Source organism: Cellulomonas triticagri, from assembly GCF_003696205.1.
Taxonomy (GTDB): domain Bacteria; phylum Actinomycetota; class Actinomycetes; order Actinomycetales; family Cellulomonadaceae; genus Cellulomonas; species Cellulomonas triticagri.
This window is the reverse complement of the sequence record NZ_RFFI01000102.1, coordinates 1-15,521: the sequence shown is the minus strand read 5'-3', so window position 1 is coordinate 15,521 and position 15,521 is coordinate 1. Positions and strand designations below refer to the sequence as shown.

Sequence of the window (15,521 nt, the reverse complement as noted above, 5' to 3'; positions counted from 1 at the left end):
CGATGGGACAGCGGGTGCGCCGGGGCGTCGGGGAGGTCGTCGCGGCCCGTCTGGGTGCCGTCGGCGAGTTCGCGCCCCCGCCCGAGGTCGTCGAGGACGAGGCCGCCCGGTTCCTGCGCGAGAAGCACGGCGCGGAGTTCGAGGTCACGGTCGTCGAGCGCGCGGGGTTCAGCGGGCCGACCGACGTGCTCAGTGCCCGGCGGTGCGACGGAACCGGGGAGGAGATCGCGGTCCACCGGTTCGCTGCCGACGGCCGCTACGAGTGACCGGGCGCCACCGGCGTGCGGGCCGCGCAGCCGTCGGGTAGCGGTCGCGCGCGCAGCGTCCGCAGGCGGACTCGGGCCGACGGTGCGTCAGACTGGACCGCGTCCTGCGCCCGTCCGACCGAGGAGGCCCGTGCTCGCCACGACCGTCGTCGTCGCGGTGGCGCTCGCCGTGCTCGCGCGACGCGTGCCGTGGGTGCGGCGTCGGCTCCCGGTCGCGGGCAGCACGATCCTCGCGTGGACCGCGGTCGGCGCGACGGGCCTCGCCCTCGCGTCGTCCGTCCCCGCCGGTGCCGTCGGGGTGCTGGTCGGTGGCACCGCGCTGACCGGCGCCGGGGTGCTCGCCGTCGTCGCCGGGGCCGCGGTCGCCGCGGCGCTCCGGGCGCCGCTGGCCCGCCGTCGGGCACGGGCCGAGTCGCGCCCGACCGTGCGGGACCGGGCCGTGGCGCTCGCGGAGCGGTACCCGCTGACCGTGCGTGGCTGGGACCTCGCGCCGCTGCTGGTGCGGTCCGTGCTGCGCGCCGGGGACGTGCGCGTGCCGGGGCTCGCGGCCGAGATGACGTACTACGCGTTGATCTCGCTGGTGCCGATCGCGACCGCCCTCGGTGCCAGCCTCGGGTACCTGCGTCCGCTGCTCGGCGAGGAGCAGGTCGAGGAGATCCGCACCAGCGTCGTGGACGGTCTCGCGACGGTGTTCGCGCAGCAGGTCGCCACCGACGTCCTCGCCCCGCTGGTCGACGGGCTGCTGGACGAGCAGCGCGGCGGGTTCGCGCTCGGCGCCCTGCTCGTCACCCTGTACCTGGCGAGCCGGGTGTTCCGCGCCGCGGTGCGGGCCCTGGACGACGCGTACCGGGTCGAGTCCCGGCGGTCCGTCGTCGTGCAGTACCTGCTGGGGTTCGCGTTCACCGTCGGCGCGCTCGTGCTCATGGTGACGGTGCTGCTGCTCGTCGTCGTGGGTCCGGTGCTCGGCGGCGAGGAGCTCGCCCGCAGCCTCGGGTTCGGCGACGCGTTCCAGGCCGCGTGGGCGGTGCTGCGCTGGCCGACCGTGCTGGCGCTGAGCATGGCGTTCCTGACCCTGCTCTACCGGTACGCCCCGCACGTCACGACGACGTGGCGGGACTGCCTGCCCGGTGCGCTCGCGGGCACCGCCGGCGTGCTCCTGGTGTCGAGCGGCTACATGCTCTACATCCGCGTGGCCGTCCCCGACGTGCCCGGCGTCGAGCCCGGGAGTGCCGCCGTGGTCCAGGCCGCCGCGCAGATGCTCGGTCTGGTGCTCGCCGGGGCGCTCTGGCTGTGGCTGTGCAGCATCGCGGTGCTCGTCGGCGGCGTCCTGGACGCCGAGGTGGACGCCGCCCGGAGCGCGCGGGAATTACCTGACGATGCCGTCGCGTAAATGCCGGGCCGCACTTTCCTGGCCTTGCGCCCCGCGGTGCGGCGGGGCAATTTCCGCGCACGTCAACGCCCTGACCAGGACGGACGCGGGTTAGGCAGGCCATCCTTTCTAGACGGCGCCGGAAATGCTGCTTACCGTCGTGGGGACAGCACAGCCACGCCCCCACCGATCCCGGAGGTCACGATGAGCACCCTCATGGACCAGCCCCCCGTCTCCGAGTGCTCGGTCGACGGCTGCTCGTACAACCACGACCACGCGTGCGGCGCCGCGGCGATCACCATCGCCGGTCACGCCGGTGACGCGCAGTGCGCGACGTTCATCCCGCTGAGCGTCAAGGGCGGCCTCGACCGCGTCGTCTCGCACGTCGGTGCCTGCCAGCGCGCCGACTGCTCGCACAACGAGCACCTGACCTGCGCGGCCACCGCGGTGCGCATCGGTGCCGGTCAGGACCTCGCGGACTGCCTCACCTACCAGCCCGCCTGACCCGACGGCGCGTCCCCGGCCCGACGAGCCCCCCGTTCCCGGGCCTGGCCGGACGCCCGTCACCCACGCCGCAGCCCCCGTACCCCTCGCCGGGTCCGGGGGCTGCGTCGCGTCCGGGTCCTAGTCCTCCGGCTCGATCGCCGCGGCCACCGCCGCCGGGACCGGGGTCGCGCCCTCGGAGAGCTCCAGGACCAGGCCCGCAGTGTGGGGCTCGTCGAGGAGCGCGACCAGGACCGCGGCGACGTCCTCGCGGGGGACCTTGCCGCGCGGGACCTCCGGGCCGAGCCGCACGTGGCCGGTGCCCTCGTCGTCGGTCAGCGCCCCGGGGCGCAGGATCGTCCAGTCGAGGTCCCGGCCCCGCAGGTCCTCCTCGGCGGCGGTCTTGGCCCGCAGGTACGCGGCGAACGTCTCGTCCGTGCCCTCCGGGGGCTCCGACCCGGCCCCAACCGACGACACCAGCAGGTACCGGCGCACCCCCGCCTGCGCGGCGGCGTCGGCGAGCAGACCCGCCGCGCCGCGGTCGACGGTGTCCTTGCGGGCGGCGCCGCTGCCCGGTCCGGCCCCGGCGGCGAACACCACGGCGTCCGCGCCGTCCAGGTGGGCGGCGAGGGTCGCGGCGTCGGCGTCCTCCAGGTCGAGCACCACGGCGGTGGCGCCGTCGCCCTCCACGTCCGCGACGTGGTCGGGGTTCCGCACCACGGCCACCGGGGAGTCGCCCCGGCCTGCGAGCCGGCGGCTGAGCCGCCTGGCGATCTGTCCGTGCCCTCCGGCGATGACGATGCGCATCTCCTCACCGTAGGAGGGTGGGAGGGTGCTCGCGAGCGGGGCCGGGGCGGGAGTGGGGTGCTGCGCCGGCGGGTGAGAGTGCCGTCCTCCGGGCTGCGGCAAGGGGGGCCGTGTTGCGCAGCCCGGAGGACGGCGGCCACCGTCGACCGGGGGGTGCCGGCTACCTCGGGTGACCTGTACGCCACCGGTCTGGTCAGAGCGACCGTCCCGCTGGCGTCTCGTGTTCGAGATTAGGCATGACCAGGCGCGACGATGCTACTCATGAGTGGCATCCCGGGGTCTGGGTGCGCAGATTGAGCGGTGCCCGACCGTGAACTGGGTGGTGGTGGGGGGACCTACTCACCGCACCGCGGGTCACGCGGTCGCGTCGGTGGGTGCTGCGTCGGCCGCGAGCGGCCGCAGGGCGGTGAGCCGGGACCGCAGCGTCGCCACGTCGTCCGAGCCCGTCCCCGGCACCAGGGACAGGGCGGTGAACGTCTCGGCGGCGGGCAGCAGGTCCTCCGCGAGGTCGCGCAGCGCCTCGGCCACCTCCGCGAGCCGGGCCGCCTCGCCCGCACCGTCCTGCTCGGCTTCCCCGAGGCCGACGTACAGCACGAACCCCGCCCGCCCGGGTCCGGTGCCCGGCGCGGGACGCGGGGGCGACACGGGAAGCGCCGGCTCCCGGCGGCGGCGCGTGCGGGTCGGGTGACCGGGGGCCGCCGCCGTCCCGGCGGGGGTGCGGCGGCCCCGGGGCTCGCCGTCGGCCGGGGCCGGGGTGGGTGCGGTGGTGCGACGGGGTCGTGCCACGGGTGCTCCAGGGTGCGTCAGGGGTGCGTCGCGGGACGTCGAGGTGCGCGAGGTCGCGGGACGACGCGGCGGCGGGCGCCGGGTCGGTCGGGGCAGGGACGCGAGGGCGTCAGGACCGACAGCGCCGGCGGGCTCCCGGGCGCACGTCGACGGACGCCGGGAAGGCGCGGGTCGGACGGCGGCGGGGAGTCATGCCGTCGATGATGGCACCGCGGGACGCCGGAGCCCAGGGGAATGCGTGCGGGGTCTCGGCGGGCGAGACCCCGTTGCCCCGCCGGAGCGGCAGGGCGGGGTCGGTCAGACGACGCCGTACAGGCGGTCCCCGGCGTCGCCGAGGCCCGGGATGATGTACGCGTTCTCGTCCAGGTGGTCGTCCACGGCCGCCACGACGATCGTGACGTCGCCGCGGTCCCCGATGTGGTCCTCCAGGACCTTCAGGCCCTCCGGCGCGGCGAGCAGGCACACCACCGTCACGTCCCGGGCGCCCCGGTCGATCAGGTAGTCGATCGCCGCGACCAGCGTGCCGCCCGTGGCGAGCATCGGGTCCACCAGGAAGCACTGCCGACCCGTCAGGTCGTCCGGCAGGCGGTTCGCGTACGTGATCGCCTCGAGGGTCTCCTCGTCGCGCTGCATGCCCAGGAACCCGACCTCGGCGGTCGGCATCAGGCGGGTCATGCCGTCGAGCATGCCGAGGCCGGCGCGCAGGATCGGCACCACCAGGGGCAGCGGCTCCGCGATCTTCACGCCGGTCGTCTCCGCGACCGGGGTGCTGACCGCGACCGGCTCCGTGCGCACGTCGCGCGTGGCCTCGTACGCCAGCAGGGTCACGAGCTCGTCCACGAGCTTGCGGAACGTCGGGGACGACGTCTCCTTGTTGCGGAGCACCGACAGCTTGTGGGCGACGAGCGGGTGGTCGGCGACGTGCAGGCGCATGTGCCCAACCTACCGTGCCGCGCGGGTCCGGGACGCAGGACCGGTCGGCGCCGGGGATCCGGGCCCGTTCACCGGGACCGACGTCCCAGTCCGGCCCCCGCGACCGGGCCCAGGATTGCTGCAGCGCGCGGCGGCGTCGCGAACCTGTGCCTGTGCCGCCGCCGCCGCGCAACCACGTGGACGACACGTCCCCGCACACCGTCGTGCCGGGGCGGACGTCGTGCTGCCCAGAGGGCGAAAAGTGCCTCTGACCTGCGGATTCATCCGGGCGAACTTCTCAGCATCGCGATCGGCCGGTCGAACCTTCCTGCTGTACCCCCTCCTGAGGAAGGCCTCGACATGGATCGTCACGCCGCCACACCCCTCCGGCACTCGCTCGCGACCAGGATGGTCGGGGCGGTGGCCGTCGCCGTCGTCGCCGGAGGAGCCGCCGGCGTCCTCGGTCTCCAGGCGCTGTCCGCCCAGCGCAGCACCCTGGAGGGCCTGCGGGACACGCAGGTCGTCCTGGTCCAGGCCGCGGGCGAGCTCCAGTCGGGCATCAAGGGCGCCGTCGCCTACAACACCGCCCTGACGCTCGGCCCGGAGGTCAACCCGACCGCCGAGCAGGACCGCGACGCGGAGGTCGCCGTCGCGGACGCGGCCCTCGCGACGTTGCAGGGGCTGGACGTCCCGGAGGCGCAGCAGCCGGCGCTCGCGGACGTCGCGACGCAGTGGGGCGTCGTGCGGGAGATCGTGCTGGACGACCTGTCGGCGCTGCCGCCCGCGGAGATCGCCCCGGTGACCGAGCGGTACCAGACCGCGAACGCGACCCTCACCGAAGGGCTGGGCGTCCTGCTGGACGACGCCTACGCCGTCATCGACGAGTCCATCGCGGACACGTCCGCCACCACGACCCGCACGACCCTCGAGGTCGGGGCGCTGATCGGCGTCGGCGCGCTGGTCGCGCTCGCGCTCGGGCTGACCGTCGGGCGCCAGGTGCGGCGGCGGCTGGCCGTCGTGGGCGAGGTGGTCGAGGCCATCGCCGCACGCGACCTCACGCAGTCCTGCGGCCTGCGGGGCAAGGACGAGCTCGCGCGGCTCGGGGAGTCCCTGGACGTCGCGCAGGGGGCGGTGCGGGACACCCTCGCTGGCGTCGTCGGCACCACCCAGCAGGTCGGGACCGCCGTGCACGCGCTCGCCGCGGCGTCGGCGCAGGTCGGCGCCGGGTCGGAGTCGACGACCGCGCAGGTCGGCGTCGCCGCGGCCGCCGCGGAGCAGGTGTCCCGCAACGTGCAGGCCGTCGCCGCCGGGGCGGAGCAGATGGGTGCGAGCATCCGGGAGATCGCGCAGAACGCGAACGAGGCCGCGAAGGTCGCCGCGCAGGCCACGGACGCCGCGGACTCCGCGAACCGGACGGTCGCGCAGCTCGGGACGAGCTCGACCGAGATCGGCAACGTCATCAAGGTCATCACGTCCATCGCGGAGCAGACGAACCTGCTCGCGCTGAACGCGACCATCGAGGCGGCTCGTGCCGGTGAGGCGGGCAAGGGCTTCGCGGTCGTCGCCGGGGAGGTCAAGGAGCTCGCGTCCGAGACCGCCAAGGCCACCGAGGACATCGCCCGCCGCGTCGAGGCCATCCAGGCCGACAGCGACCAGGCCGTCACCTCGATCGGGGAGATCGCCGGGATCATCGCGACGATCAACGACTACCAGGGCGCCATCGCCTCGGCCGTCGAGGAGCAGACCGCGACCACCCAGGAGATGAGCCGTGGCGTCGCCGAGGCCGCCGCCGGGTCGGGGGAGATCGCCGCGAACCTCACCGGGCTGTCGGACTCGACCGCGGAGGTCGCGACCGTCGTCGGTCAGGTCGACGCCCAGGTGCAGGGCCTGGAGCACACCTCCGGGGACCTGCGGGAGCGCGTGGCGCTGTTCCGGTTCTGAGCGGCAGCCGGTCGGTCGTCGGGGTGCGGGAGGATGGACCCGTGTTCGCGCGCCCCGACGACCTCACCGCCATGGGCCTCGCCCTGACCGAGGCCGCCGGGTGCGCCGCCACCGGCGACGTCCCCGTGGGGGCCGTCGTGCTCGGGCCAGACGGCGCCGTCGTCGGGGCCGGGCGCAACCGGCGCGAGGCCGACGGCGACCCCAGCGCGCACGCCGAGGTGCTGGCCCTGCGGGCCGCGTCGCAGGCGCTCGGACGGTGGCGCCTCGACGACTGCACGCTCGTCGTCACGCTGGAACCGTGCCTGATGTGCGCGGGCGCGACCCTGCTGGCACGGATCCCCCGGCTGGTCATGGGCGCGTGGGACCCGAAGGCCGGGGCGTGCGGGTCGCAGTGGGACGTCGTGCGCGACGCCCGCGCGAACCACCGCGTCGAGGTCGTGGCCGGTGTCCGCGAGCAGGAGTGCGGGGACGTGCTCCGCGCGTTCTTCGCGGAGCACCGGGACTGACGCCCGCTACAGCCGCTCGGCGAGAGCGGTCAGCGTCTCCGACGCCCCCGCGTCCAGGGTCAGGGTCGCCAGGGGGTCGCCCCGCGTCGCGCCCCGGTTGAGGATCACGACCGGCTGACCGGCACCGGCGGCATGACGCACGAACCGCAGGCCCGACTGGACCGTCAAGGACGACCCGACCACGAGCAGCGCGTCCGCCTCGTCGACCAGCGCGTACGCCTCCGCGACGCGGGGCGCGGGCACCGTCTCGCCGAAGTACACGATGTCCGGCTTCAGCATCCCGCCGCACAGCCCCTCGCAGCCGTCCGGGTCGGGCCGCCAGCAGTCGGCGACGACGAAGTGCGCGGTCTGCTCGATGACGGCGTCGGCGTCCGGCGCGATCTCCACGTCCCCGACCGCCCCGACCTGCTCCACGAACCCCGGGTTCAGCTCCTCCAGCCGCTCCGCGACCTCGGCGCGCGTGTACCCGTGGTGGCAGCGCAGGCACACGACCCGGTCGTACCGGCCGTGCAGGTCGATCACCCGGCGCGAGCCCGCCTGCTCGTGCAGCAGGTCGACGTTCTGCGTGATGATCCCCGCGACGACGCCGTGCGCCTCCATCGCCGCCAGGGCGCGGTGCCCCGCGTTCGGGTGCGTCCGGTGCACGTACCGCCACCCCACGTGGTTGCGCGCCCAGTAGTGCTGCCGGAACGCCGCGTCGCCCACGAACTGCTGGTACGTCATCGGGTTGCGCGGCGGGGAGTCCGGGCTCCGGTAGTCCGGGATCCCCGAGTCCGTCGACAGGCCCGCCCCCGTCAGCACCGCCAGCGTGCTGCCGCGCAGCAGCGCCACCGCGTCCGCCACCGTTCCCGGGTGCGGGCGCACCGCGTCGTGGGCGGGGACGGGCAGGCGCACGGAGGTCACGTGAACAACGGTACGACTCCCGATGCGGGAGTTCGGCCGCGCATCCGGTAGTGTTCCCTGCCGAGGTAGCGTGTCCGAGCGGCCTAAGGAGCACGCCTCGAAAGCGTGTGTGGGTGAAAGTCCACCGTGGGTTCAAATCCCACCGCTACCGCGTCACGAAGCCCCCGCCGGGATCCCGGCGGGGGCTTCGTCCATGTGGGTCGGGTGCACCGAGCAGGCGGTCGTGCCCGCGGGCGACGCCCGAGCCGCCGCACGTGAACGCCTGGTCAGGTGCGGGGTCGTCCCTCGTCCGCCGAACGTGGCGTGGACCGGTCGATCCTCGGATCGTCCATGGAGGGACGGGGATGTCCCATGGGTCGCCGCGGAGGGTCCGGCTAGCGTCGCGGTAGCCGAGAAGGCGCCCTACGAGGATGTACGGGAGTGTCGATGAAGACAGCAAGGACAGCGGCGGCCGCTCTGGCGGCCACGGCGATGGTGACCGCGCTGGGGGCGTGCGGGACGGACAGCGGCGGTGGATCGTCGGATCCTGCCGGTGGGCCGGTCGAGATCAGCTACACGGGGTGGGTGCCCTCGGCCGAGGAGGTCGTCGACGTCTGGAACGAGGCGAACCCGGACGTCCAGGTTCGGTACTCGCCGGTCGCCAACGGGCAGGAGGCCTACCCGAAGATCCGGTCGTCGGTGCAGGCCGGGGACGGCGGGTGCTTGGCGCAGCTGACGCTGGACCAGGTGTCGAGCTTCGTGGCGGACGGGATGCTCCTGGACGTCTCCGAGTACGTCGGCGACGCCGAGGACCTGTTCCTCGACTGGACGTGGGCCCAGGTGAGCCCCGGCGGTGCCACCTACGCGATCCCGCAGGACACCGGCCCGATGGCCATGTACTACCGGGCCGACCTGTTCGACCAGTTCGGCATCGACGTGCCGACGACGTGGGACGAGTTCGCGACGGCCGCCGAGACGGTGCACGCCGCGGACCCGAGCAAGACCCTCACGTACCTGGCCACGGACGACGCCAGCACGATCGCCGCGTACGCGTGGCAGCGCGGGGCGCAGTGGTTCGAGATCGACGGTGAGGCGTGGCAGGTCGGCATCGACGACGACGCCAGTGTCGAGGCCGCCGAGTACTGGCAGGGCCTGCTGGACTCCGGTGCGATCGCCACGACCAAGCGCTGGGACCCGGGCTTCTACGCCGAGCTGAACCAGGGCACGTACCTGGCGATGATCGGTGGGGCGTGGAACACCGCGCTGATCGAGGAGAACGTCGCGGAGACGTCGGGCAGCTGGCGCGTCGCGCCGATGCCCACGGTCGACGGCTCCGACGCGACCGCGAACTCCGGCGGCTCGGCCGTCGCGGTGCTCAAGGGCTGCGAGAACCCGGAGGCGGCCGTCGAGTTCGCGACCTGGCTGAACTCGTCCGACGAGAGCCTGGCCGTCCTGACCGCGCCCGACGGCGGCGGCCTGTACCCGGCGGTCAAGGACGCCCCGGAGGTCGCGGCGGCCGACCAGGAGCTCGAGTTCTTCGGTGGTCAGGACATCGCCGAGGTGTTCGACGCGTCCGCGCAGAACGTGAACACGGACTGGGCGTGGGGTCCGACCTACTCCACGACCGACACCGGCCTGACCGACGGCCTCGCGTCCGTCGCGACCGGTGGGAGCACGCTGCCCGACATGCTCGCCGGTCTGCAGGAGACCACGGTCGCGGCGATGCAGGACCGTGGCATCGCGGTGGCCGACTGACCATGACCACCACTGCTGTGCGACCGCGCGTGGCCCCCCAGGTCGTCCGGGGGGCCACGCGCCGCGGGACGCGCCGGGTCCGCGGGGCGATCCTCACGCTGATCGCCCCGTTCGTCCTGCTGTTCCTGTTCGTGTACGTCACGCCGATCGTCTACTCGGTGGTCCAGAGCTTCTTCTCGCTCCAGACCTCCTCGCTCGGGTTCGGCGAGCCGTCGACCGTGTTCGTCGGCCTGGACAACTACACCAAGGCGATCGAGAGCGGGGCCTTCTGGTCCGCCCTCGGTCGCATCTTCGCCTTCGGGTTCGTCCAGGTCCCCGTCATGCTCGGCATCGCGCTGGGCCTGGCGCTCCTCCTGGACTCGGCTGCCGCCCGCTGGGTCAGCCTGTACCGGATCCTGTACTTCCTGCCGTACGCCATCCCCGGCGTGATCGCCGCCGTGCTCTGGGCGTACCTGTACTCCCCGACGCTCAGCCCGTTCGTCGCGCTGGGCGACTCCCTCGGTGCGGACGTGGACTTCCTCGGCCCGCGGGTCGTGCTGTGGTCGATGGCGAACATCACCACCTGGGCGTTCACCGGCTACAACATGCTGATCATGCTGTCGGCTCTGCAGGCGATCCCGCGCGAGCAGTTCGAGGCCGCCCGCATCGACGGGGCGTCGGAGTGGCGGATCGCCCGGGTCATCAAGACCCCGCAGATCCGCCCGGCTCTGGTGCTGACCGGGATCAACTCGATCATCGGCACCATCCAGCTGTTCAACGAGCCGCAGGTCATGCGGGTCATCTCCGACGCCGTGAACAGCGAGTACGTCCCGACGATGCTCGCGATGGGTGCCGCGTTCGTGAAGAACGACTTCGGGTACGCCGCCGCCGTCTCGGTGCTGCTGGCGCTCGTCGCCGGTGTCCTGTCGGTCCTCTACTACACGCTGGCCATGAGGAGGTCGCAGTGACCGCGACGACCCCCGTCCGCCCGGACGCCACCCGCGTGGACGCCCCGCGCGAGCGGCGGCGGCGCCCGCGACGCGACGGTGAGCTCCAGGTCGACCCGCGCACCGCGTGGGCGACGCTCGGCGTCCTCACCCTCGCCGCGGTGTACTTCCTGATCCCCGTGTGGTGGCTGCTGGTCTCCGTGACCAAGAGCAACGCGACGTTGTTCAGCACGAACGGGTTCGCGTTCGGCGACATCGACCTCGCCGCGAACGTGACCGACGTCCTCACCCGGCAGGACGGCCTGTTCGGCCGGTGGCTGCTGAACTCGATCATGTACGCCGGTGTCGGCGGGGTCCTCGCGACCCTGCTCGGCGTCTCGTGCGGCTACGCCCTGGCGAAGTACCAGTTCCGCGGGCGCGGCATCCTGTTCGGCGGGATCATCGCCGGCGTCCTGATCCCCAGCGCGCTGCTGACCGTCCCGCTGTACCTGGTGTTCGCGAAGCTCGGCCTGGTGAACACGGTCTGGGCGGTGCTGATCCCGGCGGTGGTGAACCCGTTCGCGGTGTACCTCGGGCGGATCTACGCCGCCGCGAGCATGCCGGACGAGCTCATGGAGGCCGGTCGGCTCGATGGTGCCGGGGAGCTGCGGATCTACTGGACGATCGCGCTGCGCCTGATGTCCCCGGCGTTGGTCACGGTGCTGCTGTTCAGCTTCGTGTCCATCTGGAACAACTTCTTCCTGCCGCTGATCATGCTGTCGGACCAGGACCTGTACCCCGTGACCCTCGGCATCTACAACTGGTACACCCAGACCCGGGAGGCCAACTACAACGTGGTCATCACCGGGTCGCTGCTGTCGGTGATCCCGCTGGTGGTCGCGTTCCTGTCGTTGCAGCGGTTCTGGCGCTCCGGTCTGACCGCCGGGGCGGTGAAGTCCTGACCGTCCTGCGGGACCGGCAGGGCCCGCACGGCCTCACCCCTTGCGCTGCGCCCGGTACGCGGTGGGGTTGAGGCCGTGCAGCCGTCGGAACTGCCGGGAGAAGTACAGCGGGTCGTCGTACCCGACGACCCGCGCGACCTCGCCGACGGTCAGCCCGGTCGTGTCGAGCAGCGACCGGGCCCTGGCCATCTTGAGGGCGATGTGGTACGCCGTGATCCCGCCGCCGGTGGCGTGCCGGAACAGGGCGGACAGGTGCGAGGGCGACAGCCCGACCAGCGCCGCGAGGTCCGCGACCCGCACCGAGGAGTCGATCCGTTCCCGCAGGTACCGGATCGCGCGCTCCACCGGGGTGCCCGTCTCGGGCAGGACGCGGTCCACGGCGATCTGGGCGATCAGGTGCCACGCGATCCCGGTCGCCGCGAGCAGGTGCGCGGGGGTCTGCCCCTGCTCGAGCGTCGCGACCAGCTCGTCGAACTGCGCGGTGACCCGGTCCAGCGACCGCAGGGAGATCGGGGCGACGTGCTCGGTGCCGAGCGCCTCGGTGACGTCCTTGAGGTCGGTGCCGGTGAGGTGGCACCACCAGATCGTCCATGGGTGTTCGTTGGAGGAGCCGTACGAGTGCGGGGTCCGGGCGGGGATGAGCACGCACGTCGAGGGGCTGACGACGACCTGCTCGCCCGCGACCTCGACCCAGCCCGACCCCCGGACGCACAGCATCAGGATGGCCTCGTCCGCGCCGTTCCTGCGCTGGCGCAGGTGGCCGTCGGCGGCGGGGAACCACCCGGCGTCCGTCACCACCAGGCGGCGCGTGACGGCGCGGTCGGCGGCGGCCCGGACCGCCGGGCGGGGGACCACGCACAGGCGCTGGTCCGCGAATCCCTCACGGCGTGGCGTCGACATCGTCGCTCCCATCGTTTCGTCCATGCAGAACGCGGTTCCGACACTATGGCACGAGTGCTCCGTCTCCCTAGCCTCGAGGTCATGACCGCAACGCCGCGCCGCATCGAGCTCCCCGCCCCGCCCGCCGACCAGCAGGTGCACCTGGACCGGGGCGAGGTCGCGTGCTGGGTGCAGGACGTGGACATCGCGACCTACGAGCCCGGCGAGCCCGACGCGTTCCCGATGTTCTTCGACCAGCGCGTCTACCAGGGCTCCGACGGCCGGGTGTACCCGCTGCCGTTCGTGGACCGGATCGCGCGGCAGCCGGTGGTGCGCCCGTGGCGCGCGGTCCACCTGGAGAACACCTGGGTGCGGCTGATGCTGCTGCCCGACCTCGGCGGGCGCATCCACATCGGGTACGACAAGACGCGCGGCTACGACTTCTTCTACCGGAACAACGTGATCAAGCCCGCGCTCGTCGGGCTCGGTGGGCCCTGGGTGTCCGGCGGCGTCGAGCTCAACTGGCCCCAGCACCACCGCCCCGGCACCTACCTGCCGATGGAGTTCGAGATCTCCCGCGGGGACGACGGAGCGGTCACGGTGTGGCACAGCGACCTGGACCCGATGCAGCGCATGCGCGGGTCCCACGGCATCCGGCTGCGCCCCGACGAGGCCACGATCGAGCTGACCGCCCGGCTGCACAACCGCACCACCGAGCCGCAGACGTTCCTGTGGTGGGCGAACGTCGCGGCCGCGGTGCACGAGGACTACCAGTCGTTCTTCCCGACCGACGTGCGGTACGTCGCCGACCACGCCCGGCGTGCGATCACCGCGTTCCCCGCCGCCGACCGGCCGTACTACGGCGTCGACTACCCGGCCCTGGCCGAGGGGCGTCCCGGCGCGGACCGCCTCGACGTCTACACGAACATCCCCGTGCCGACCTCCTACATGATCACCGACACCGCCGACGAGTTCTTCGGCGGGTACGACCACCGTGTCGGTGCGGGGTTCGTGCACTGGGCCGAGCACGGCATCGCCCCGGGCAAGAAGCAGTGGACCTGGGGCAACGGGGAGATCGGGCACGCCTGGGACCGGCAGCTCACCGACGACGACGGCCCGTACATCGAGCTGATGGCCGGGGTCTTCACCGACAACCAGCCGGACTTCTCCTACCTCGCCCCCGGCGAGACCCGGGAGTTCTCCCAGTTCTGGTACCCGATCCAGGACGTCGGCGTGGTGCACCAGGCGAGCAGGGACGCCGCGGTGTCCGTGGAGGTCCACGACGGGCGCGCGCGTGTCGGTGTCGCGGTGACGCGGCCGCTGACCGCGACGGTCCGCGTCTCCCAGGACGGGACGCTCGTGCACGAGCAGACCGTGACCGCTGGTCCCGGGAGCCCGGCTGGCGTGGAGTGCGCCGTACCCGCCGCCCGGACCCGCGACGACCTGGTGGTCACGGTGACGTCCGAGACCGGCGACGTCCTGGTCGAGTGGTCGGCGCACACCCCGCAGGACGGCGAGCCGTGGTCCGCCACCGCCCCGCCGCTGCCCGAGGCGCTGTCGTCCGTGGACGAGCTGCTGCTCACCGCCCAGCACCTCACGCAGTACCGGCACCCGTCGCGGTCCGCGCGGCCGTACCTGGAGCGGGTCCTCGACCTGGACCCCGAGGACTCCCGCGCGCACCTCGCGCTCGCCGAGCTCGAGCACCGCGTCGGGCGGTACCCGGAGGCGCTCGCGCACCTGGACGCGGCCGCCCGGCGCCTGACCCGGCGGAACCTGAACCCGCGCACCGGCGAGCTCGCCTACCGCCGGGGTCTCGTGCTGGAGCGCCTGGGCCGCCGCGCCGAGGCGCACGGCGCGTTCGTCAAGGCCACGTGGGACGAGGCGTACGCCCTGCCGGGGCGGCTCGGGGCCGCACGCGTCCGCCTGTACGACGGCGACGCGGCGACCGCCCTGGTCGAGGTCGAGCGCGCTCTGGTCGCCGACCCGGACAACCCCACGGCCCGGGCGGTGCGGGTCCTCGCGCTGCGCCGGCTCGGTCGCGACGCCGACGCCGCGCAGGCACTGGCGGCGGCTCTGGTCGCCGACCCGATGGACCCCCTGCTGCGCGCGGTCGCGGGGACGTCGAGCGACCTCGACCCCACCGTGCACCTGACCGTCGCGCACGACCTCGCCGGACTCGGCGAGCGCGGGCTCGCGCTCGACCGGGCGGCGGCCGCCGCCGCGGCGGCGCCGACGGCGTTCGGCAACCCCGCGCCGGTCGCGCACTACCTGCGCGCCGAGCTGCTGCTCGACGCGGGGCAGGAGGCCGCCGCCGAGGTCGAGCTCGCCGCGGCGGCGCGCGTGGACCGGCACCTCGCGTTCCCGTCCGGGCTGGACGACCACGACGTGCTGGTCCGGGCGTGCGCCCGCGCCGAGGAGCGCGGGACGCCCGACCCGGTCGCGCTGGGCCTGCTCGGCAGCCTGCTGCTCGGCGACCGCCGCGGCGCCGACGGGCACCGGGTCCTGGGCGCAGCGGTCGCGGCGGGGTCCGCGGACCCGGTGGTGCTGCGGAACGCCGCCATCGCCACCGTCAACACCACGGGCGACCTCGACGGCGCGGACGCCCTGCTCGGCCGGGCGATCACCGCGGGCGGACCCCGGCCACGGCTCGTGTTCGAGCGCGACCAGCTCGCCCGGCTGCGCGACGTGCCCCCCGGGCAGCGGCTGCGCGACCTCGAGGCGTCCGGGTGCGACCTGCTCGACCGGGACGACCTCGCCATCGCCTACCTCGGCCTGCTGCTGGACGCCGGGCGGGTGGACGAGGCGCTGACCGTCCTGCAGACCCGCGAGTTCCAGCCGTTCGAGGGCGGCGAGGGCCGCGTGATCGCCGCGTACGACCGGGCGTGCGTCGCCCGTGCCGCCGACCTCGTGCGCACCGACCCGCGCGCGGCCGCCGCGCTGCTGGACGCGGGCACGACCACCCCGGTGAACCTGGGCGAAGGGCGGCACCCCGCCGACCCGCAGGCGCAGCGCCTCGTCGCCGCCGGGGACGCGCACGACGCCGCCGGCGACCCCGGCACCGCGACCGA

Annotated in this window: 14 protein-coding genes and 1 tRNA gene; 10 read left to right on the top strand and 5 right to left on the bottom strand. The window is 73.9% G+C overall.

Annotated elements, in window-relative coordinates; all coding sequences use genetic code 11:
- From EBM89_RS21375 to EBM89_RS15845, 3 genes are all read left to right on the top strand, one after another.
- The coding region (locus tag EBM89_RS21375) for a hypothetical protein (protein ID WP_158609692.1) at positions 1-266 on the top strand (266 nt) is incomplete at its 5' end.
- 130 nt (positions 267-396) lie between these two features.
- Entirely contained in the window at positions 397-1,656 is a 1,260-nt protein-coding gene (locus EBM89_RS15850; protein ID WP_158609691.1) for a YihY/virulence factor BrkB family protein, read from the top strand.
- 183 nt (positions 1,657-1,839) lie between these two features.
- On the top strand, positions 1,840-2,139 hold the full coding sequence (locus EBM89_RS15845) for a DUF1540 domain-containing protein (RefSeq protein ID WP_122150610.1): 300 nt from the start codon (positions 1,840-1,842) through the stop codon (positions 2,137-2,139).
- Between the two features lie 120 nt (positions 2,140-2,259).
- Here EBM89_RS15845 and EBM89_RS15840 read toward each other — a convergent pair whose 3' ends face one another.
- The 3 genes from EBM89_RS15840 to upp form a co-directional block, all read right to left on the bottom strand.
- Positions 2,260-2,925, bottom strand: a complete 666-nt coding sequence (locus tag EBM89_RS15840) for an SDR family oxidoreductase (RefSeq protein ID WP_122150608.1) — start codon at positions 2,923-2,925, stop codon at positions 2,260-2,262.
- Positions 2,926-3,279: 354 nt separating this feature from the next.
- Positions 3,280-3,711 (bottom strand): hypothetical protein, encoded by a 432-nt coding sequence (locus tag EBM89_RS15835; RefSeq protein WP_122150606.1) that lies wholly within the window; start codon positions 3,709-3,711, stop codon positions 3,280-3,282.
- Between the two features lie 297 nt (positions 3,712-4,008).
- The gene (upp, locus tag EBM89_RS15830) at positions 4,009-4,644 is read right to left on the bottom strand and encodes a uracil phosphoribosyltransferase (protein ID WP_122150604.1); all 636 of its coding nucleotides are present in this window, start codon (positions 4,642-4,644) and stop codon (positions 4,009-4,011) included.
- 399 nt (positions 4,645-5,043) lie between these two features.
- Here upp and EBM89_RS15825 point away from each other — a divergent pair, with 399 nt between their 5' ends.
- Both EBM89_RS15825 and EBM89_RS15820 read left to right on the top strand, forming a co-directional pair.
- On the top strand, positions 5,044-6,564 hold the full coding sequence (locus EBM89_RS15825; RefSeq protein ID WP_233571783.1) for a methyl-accepting chemotaxis protein: 1,521 nt from the start codon (positions 5,044-5,046) through the stop codon (positions 6,562-6,564).
- Positions 6,565-6,635: 71 nt separating this feature from the next.
- Positions 6,636-7,070 carry a nucleoside deaminase gene (locus tag EBM89_RS15820; protein WP_122150620.1) on the top strand — a complete coding sequence of 145 codons (435 nt, stop codon included), beginning with the start codon at positions 6,636-6,638 and terminating at the stop codon, positions 7,068-7,070.
- Positions 7,071-7,076: 6 nt separating this feature from the next.
- Here EBM89_RS15820 and EBM89_RS15815 read toward each other — a convergent pair whose 3' ends face one another.
- Positions 7,077-7,964: a Sir2 family NAD-dependent protein deacetylase gene (locus EBM89_RS15815; RefSeq protein WP_233571784.1), complete on the bottom strand. Its 888-nt coding sequence runs from the start codon at positions 7,962-7,964 to the stop codon at positions 7,077-7,079.
- 73 nt (positions 7,965-8,037) lie between these two features.
- Here EBM89_RS15815 and EBM89_RS15810 point away from each other — a divergent pair.
- From EBM89_RS15810 to EBM89_RS15795, 4 genes are all read left to right on the top strand, one after another.
- Positions 8,038-8,124, top strand: a tRNA-Ser gene (locus tag EBM89_RS15810).
- Positions 8,125-8,537: 413 nt separating this feature from the next.
- Entirely contained in the window at positions 8,538-9,707 is a 1,170-nt protein-coding gene (locus EBM89_RS15805; RefSeq protein WP_158609690.1) for an extracellular solute-binding protein, read from the top strand.
- Between the two features lie 2 nt (positions 9,708-9,709).
- A complete protein-coding gene (locus tag EBM89_RS15800) occupies positions 9,710-10,654 on the top strand; it encodes a carbohydrate ABC transporter permease (protein WP_122150598.1) in 945 nt (314 codons plus the stop codon).
- A complete protein-coding gene (locus EBM89_RS15795) occupies positions 10,651-11,574 on the top strand; it encodes a carbohydrate ABC transporter permease (RefSeq protein ID WP_199732166.1) in 924 nt (307 codons plus the stop codon). The genes EBM89_RS15800 and EBM89_RS15795 overlap by 4 nt, the downstream gene beginning before the upstream one ends.
- 33 nt (positions 11,575-11,607) lie before the next feature.
- On the opposite strand, the gene EBM89_RS15790 is transcribed toward EBM89_RS15795, so the two are convergent.
- Complete coding sequence (locus tag EBM89_RS15790; protein ID WP_233571782.1) at positions 11,608-12,486, bottom strand: helix-turn-helix domain-containing protein; 879 nt, start codon at positions 12,484-12,486, stop codon at positions 11,608-11,610.
- Between the two features lie 69 nt (positions 12,487-12,555).
- On the opposite strand from EBM89_RS15790, the gene EBM89_RS15785 reads away from it, so the two are divergent.
- Positions 12,556-15,521 (top strand): DUF5107 domain-containing protein (locus EBM89_RS15785; protein ID WP_122150596.1); only part of this gene is annotated, 2,966 nt, incomplete at its 3' end.

Excerpts from the sequence above, each read along its gene's own strand:
- EBM89_RS15845 (WP_122150610.1), top strand. The coding sequence starts at position 1,840 with ATGAGCACCCTCATGGACCAGCCCCCCGTCTCCGAGTGCTCGGTCGAC.
- EBM89_RS15840 (WP_122150608.1), bottom strand. The coding sequence starts at position 2,925 with ATGCGCATCGTCATCGCCGGAGGGCACGGACAGATCGCCAGGCGGCTC.
- EBM89_RS15820 (WP_122150620.1), top strand. The coding sequence starts at position 6,636 with ATGGGCCTCGCCCTGACCGAGGCCGCCGGGTGCGCCGCCACCGGCGAC.
- EBM89_RS15800 (WP_122150598.1), top strand. The coding sequence starts at position 9,710 with ATGACCACCACTGCTGTGCGACCGCGCGTGGCCCCCCAGGTCGTCCGG.
- EBM89_RS15790 (WP_233571782.1), bottom strand. The coding sequence starts at position 12,486 with ATGGGAGCGACGATGTCGACGCCACGCCGTGAGGGATTCGCGGACCAG.
- upp (WP_122150604.1), bottom strand. The coding sequence starts at position 4,644 with ATGCGCCTGCACGTCGCCGACCACCCGCTCGTCGCCCACAAGCTGTCG.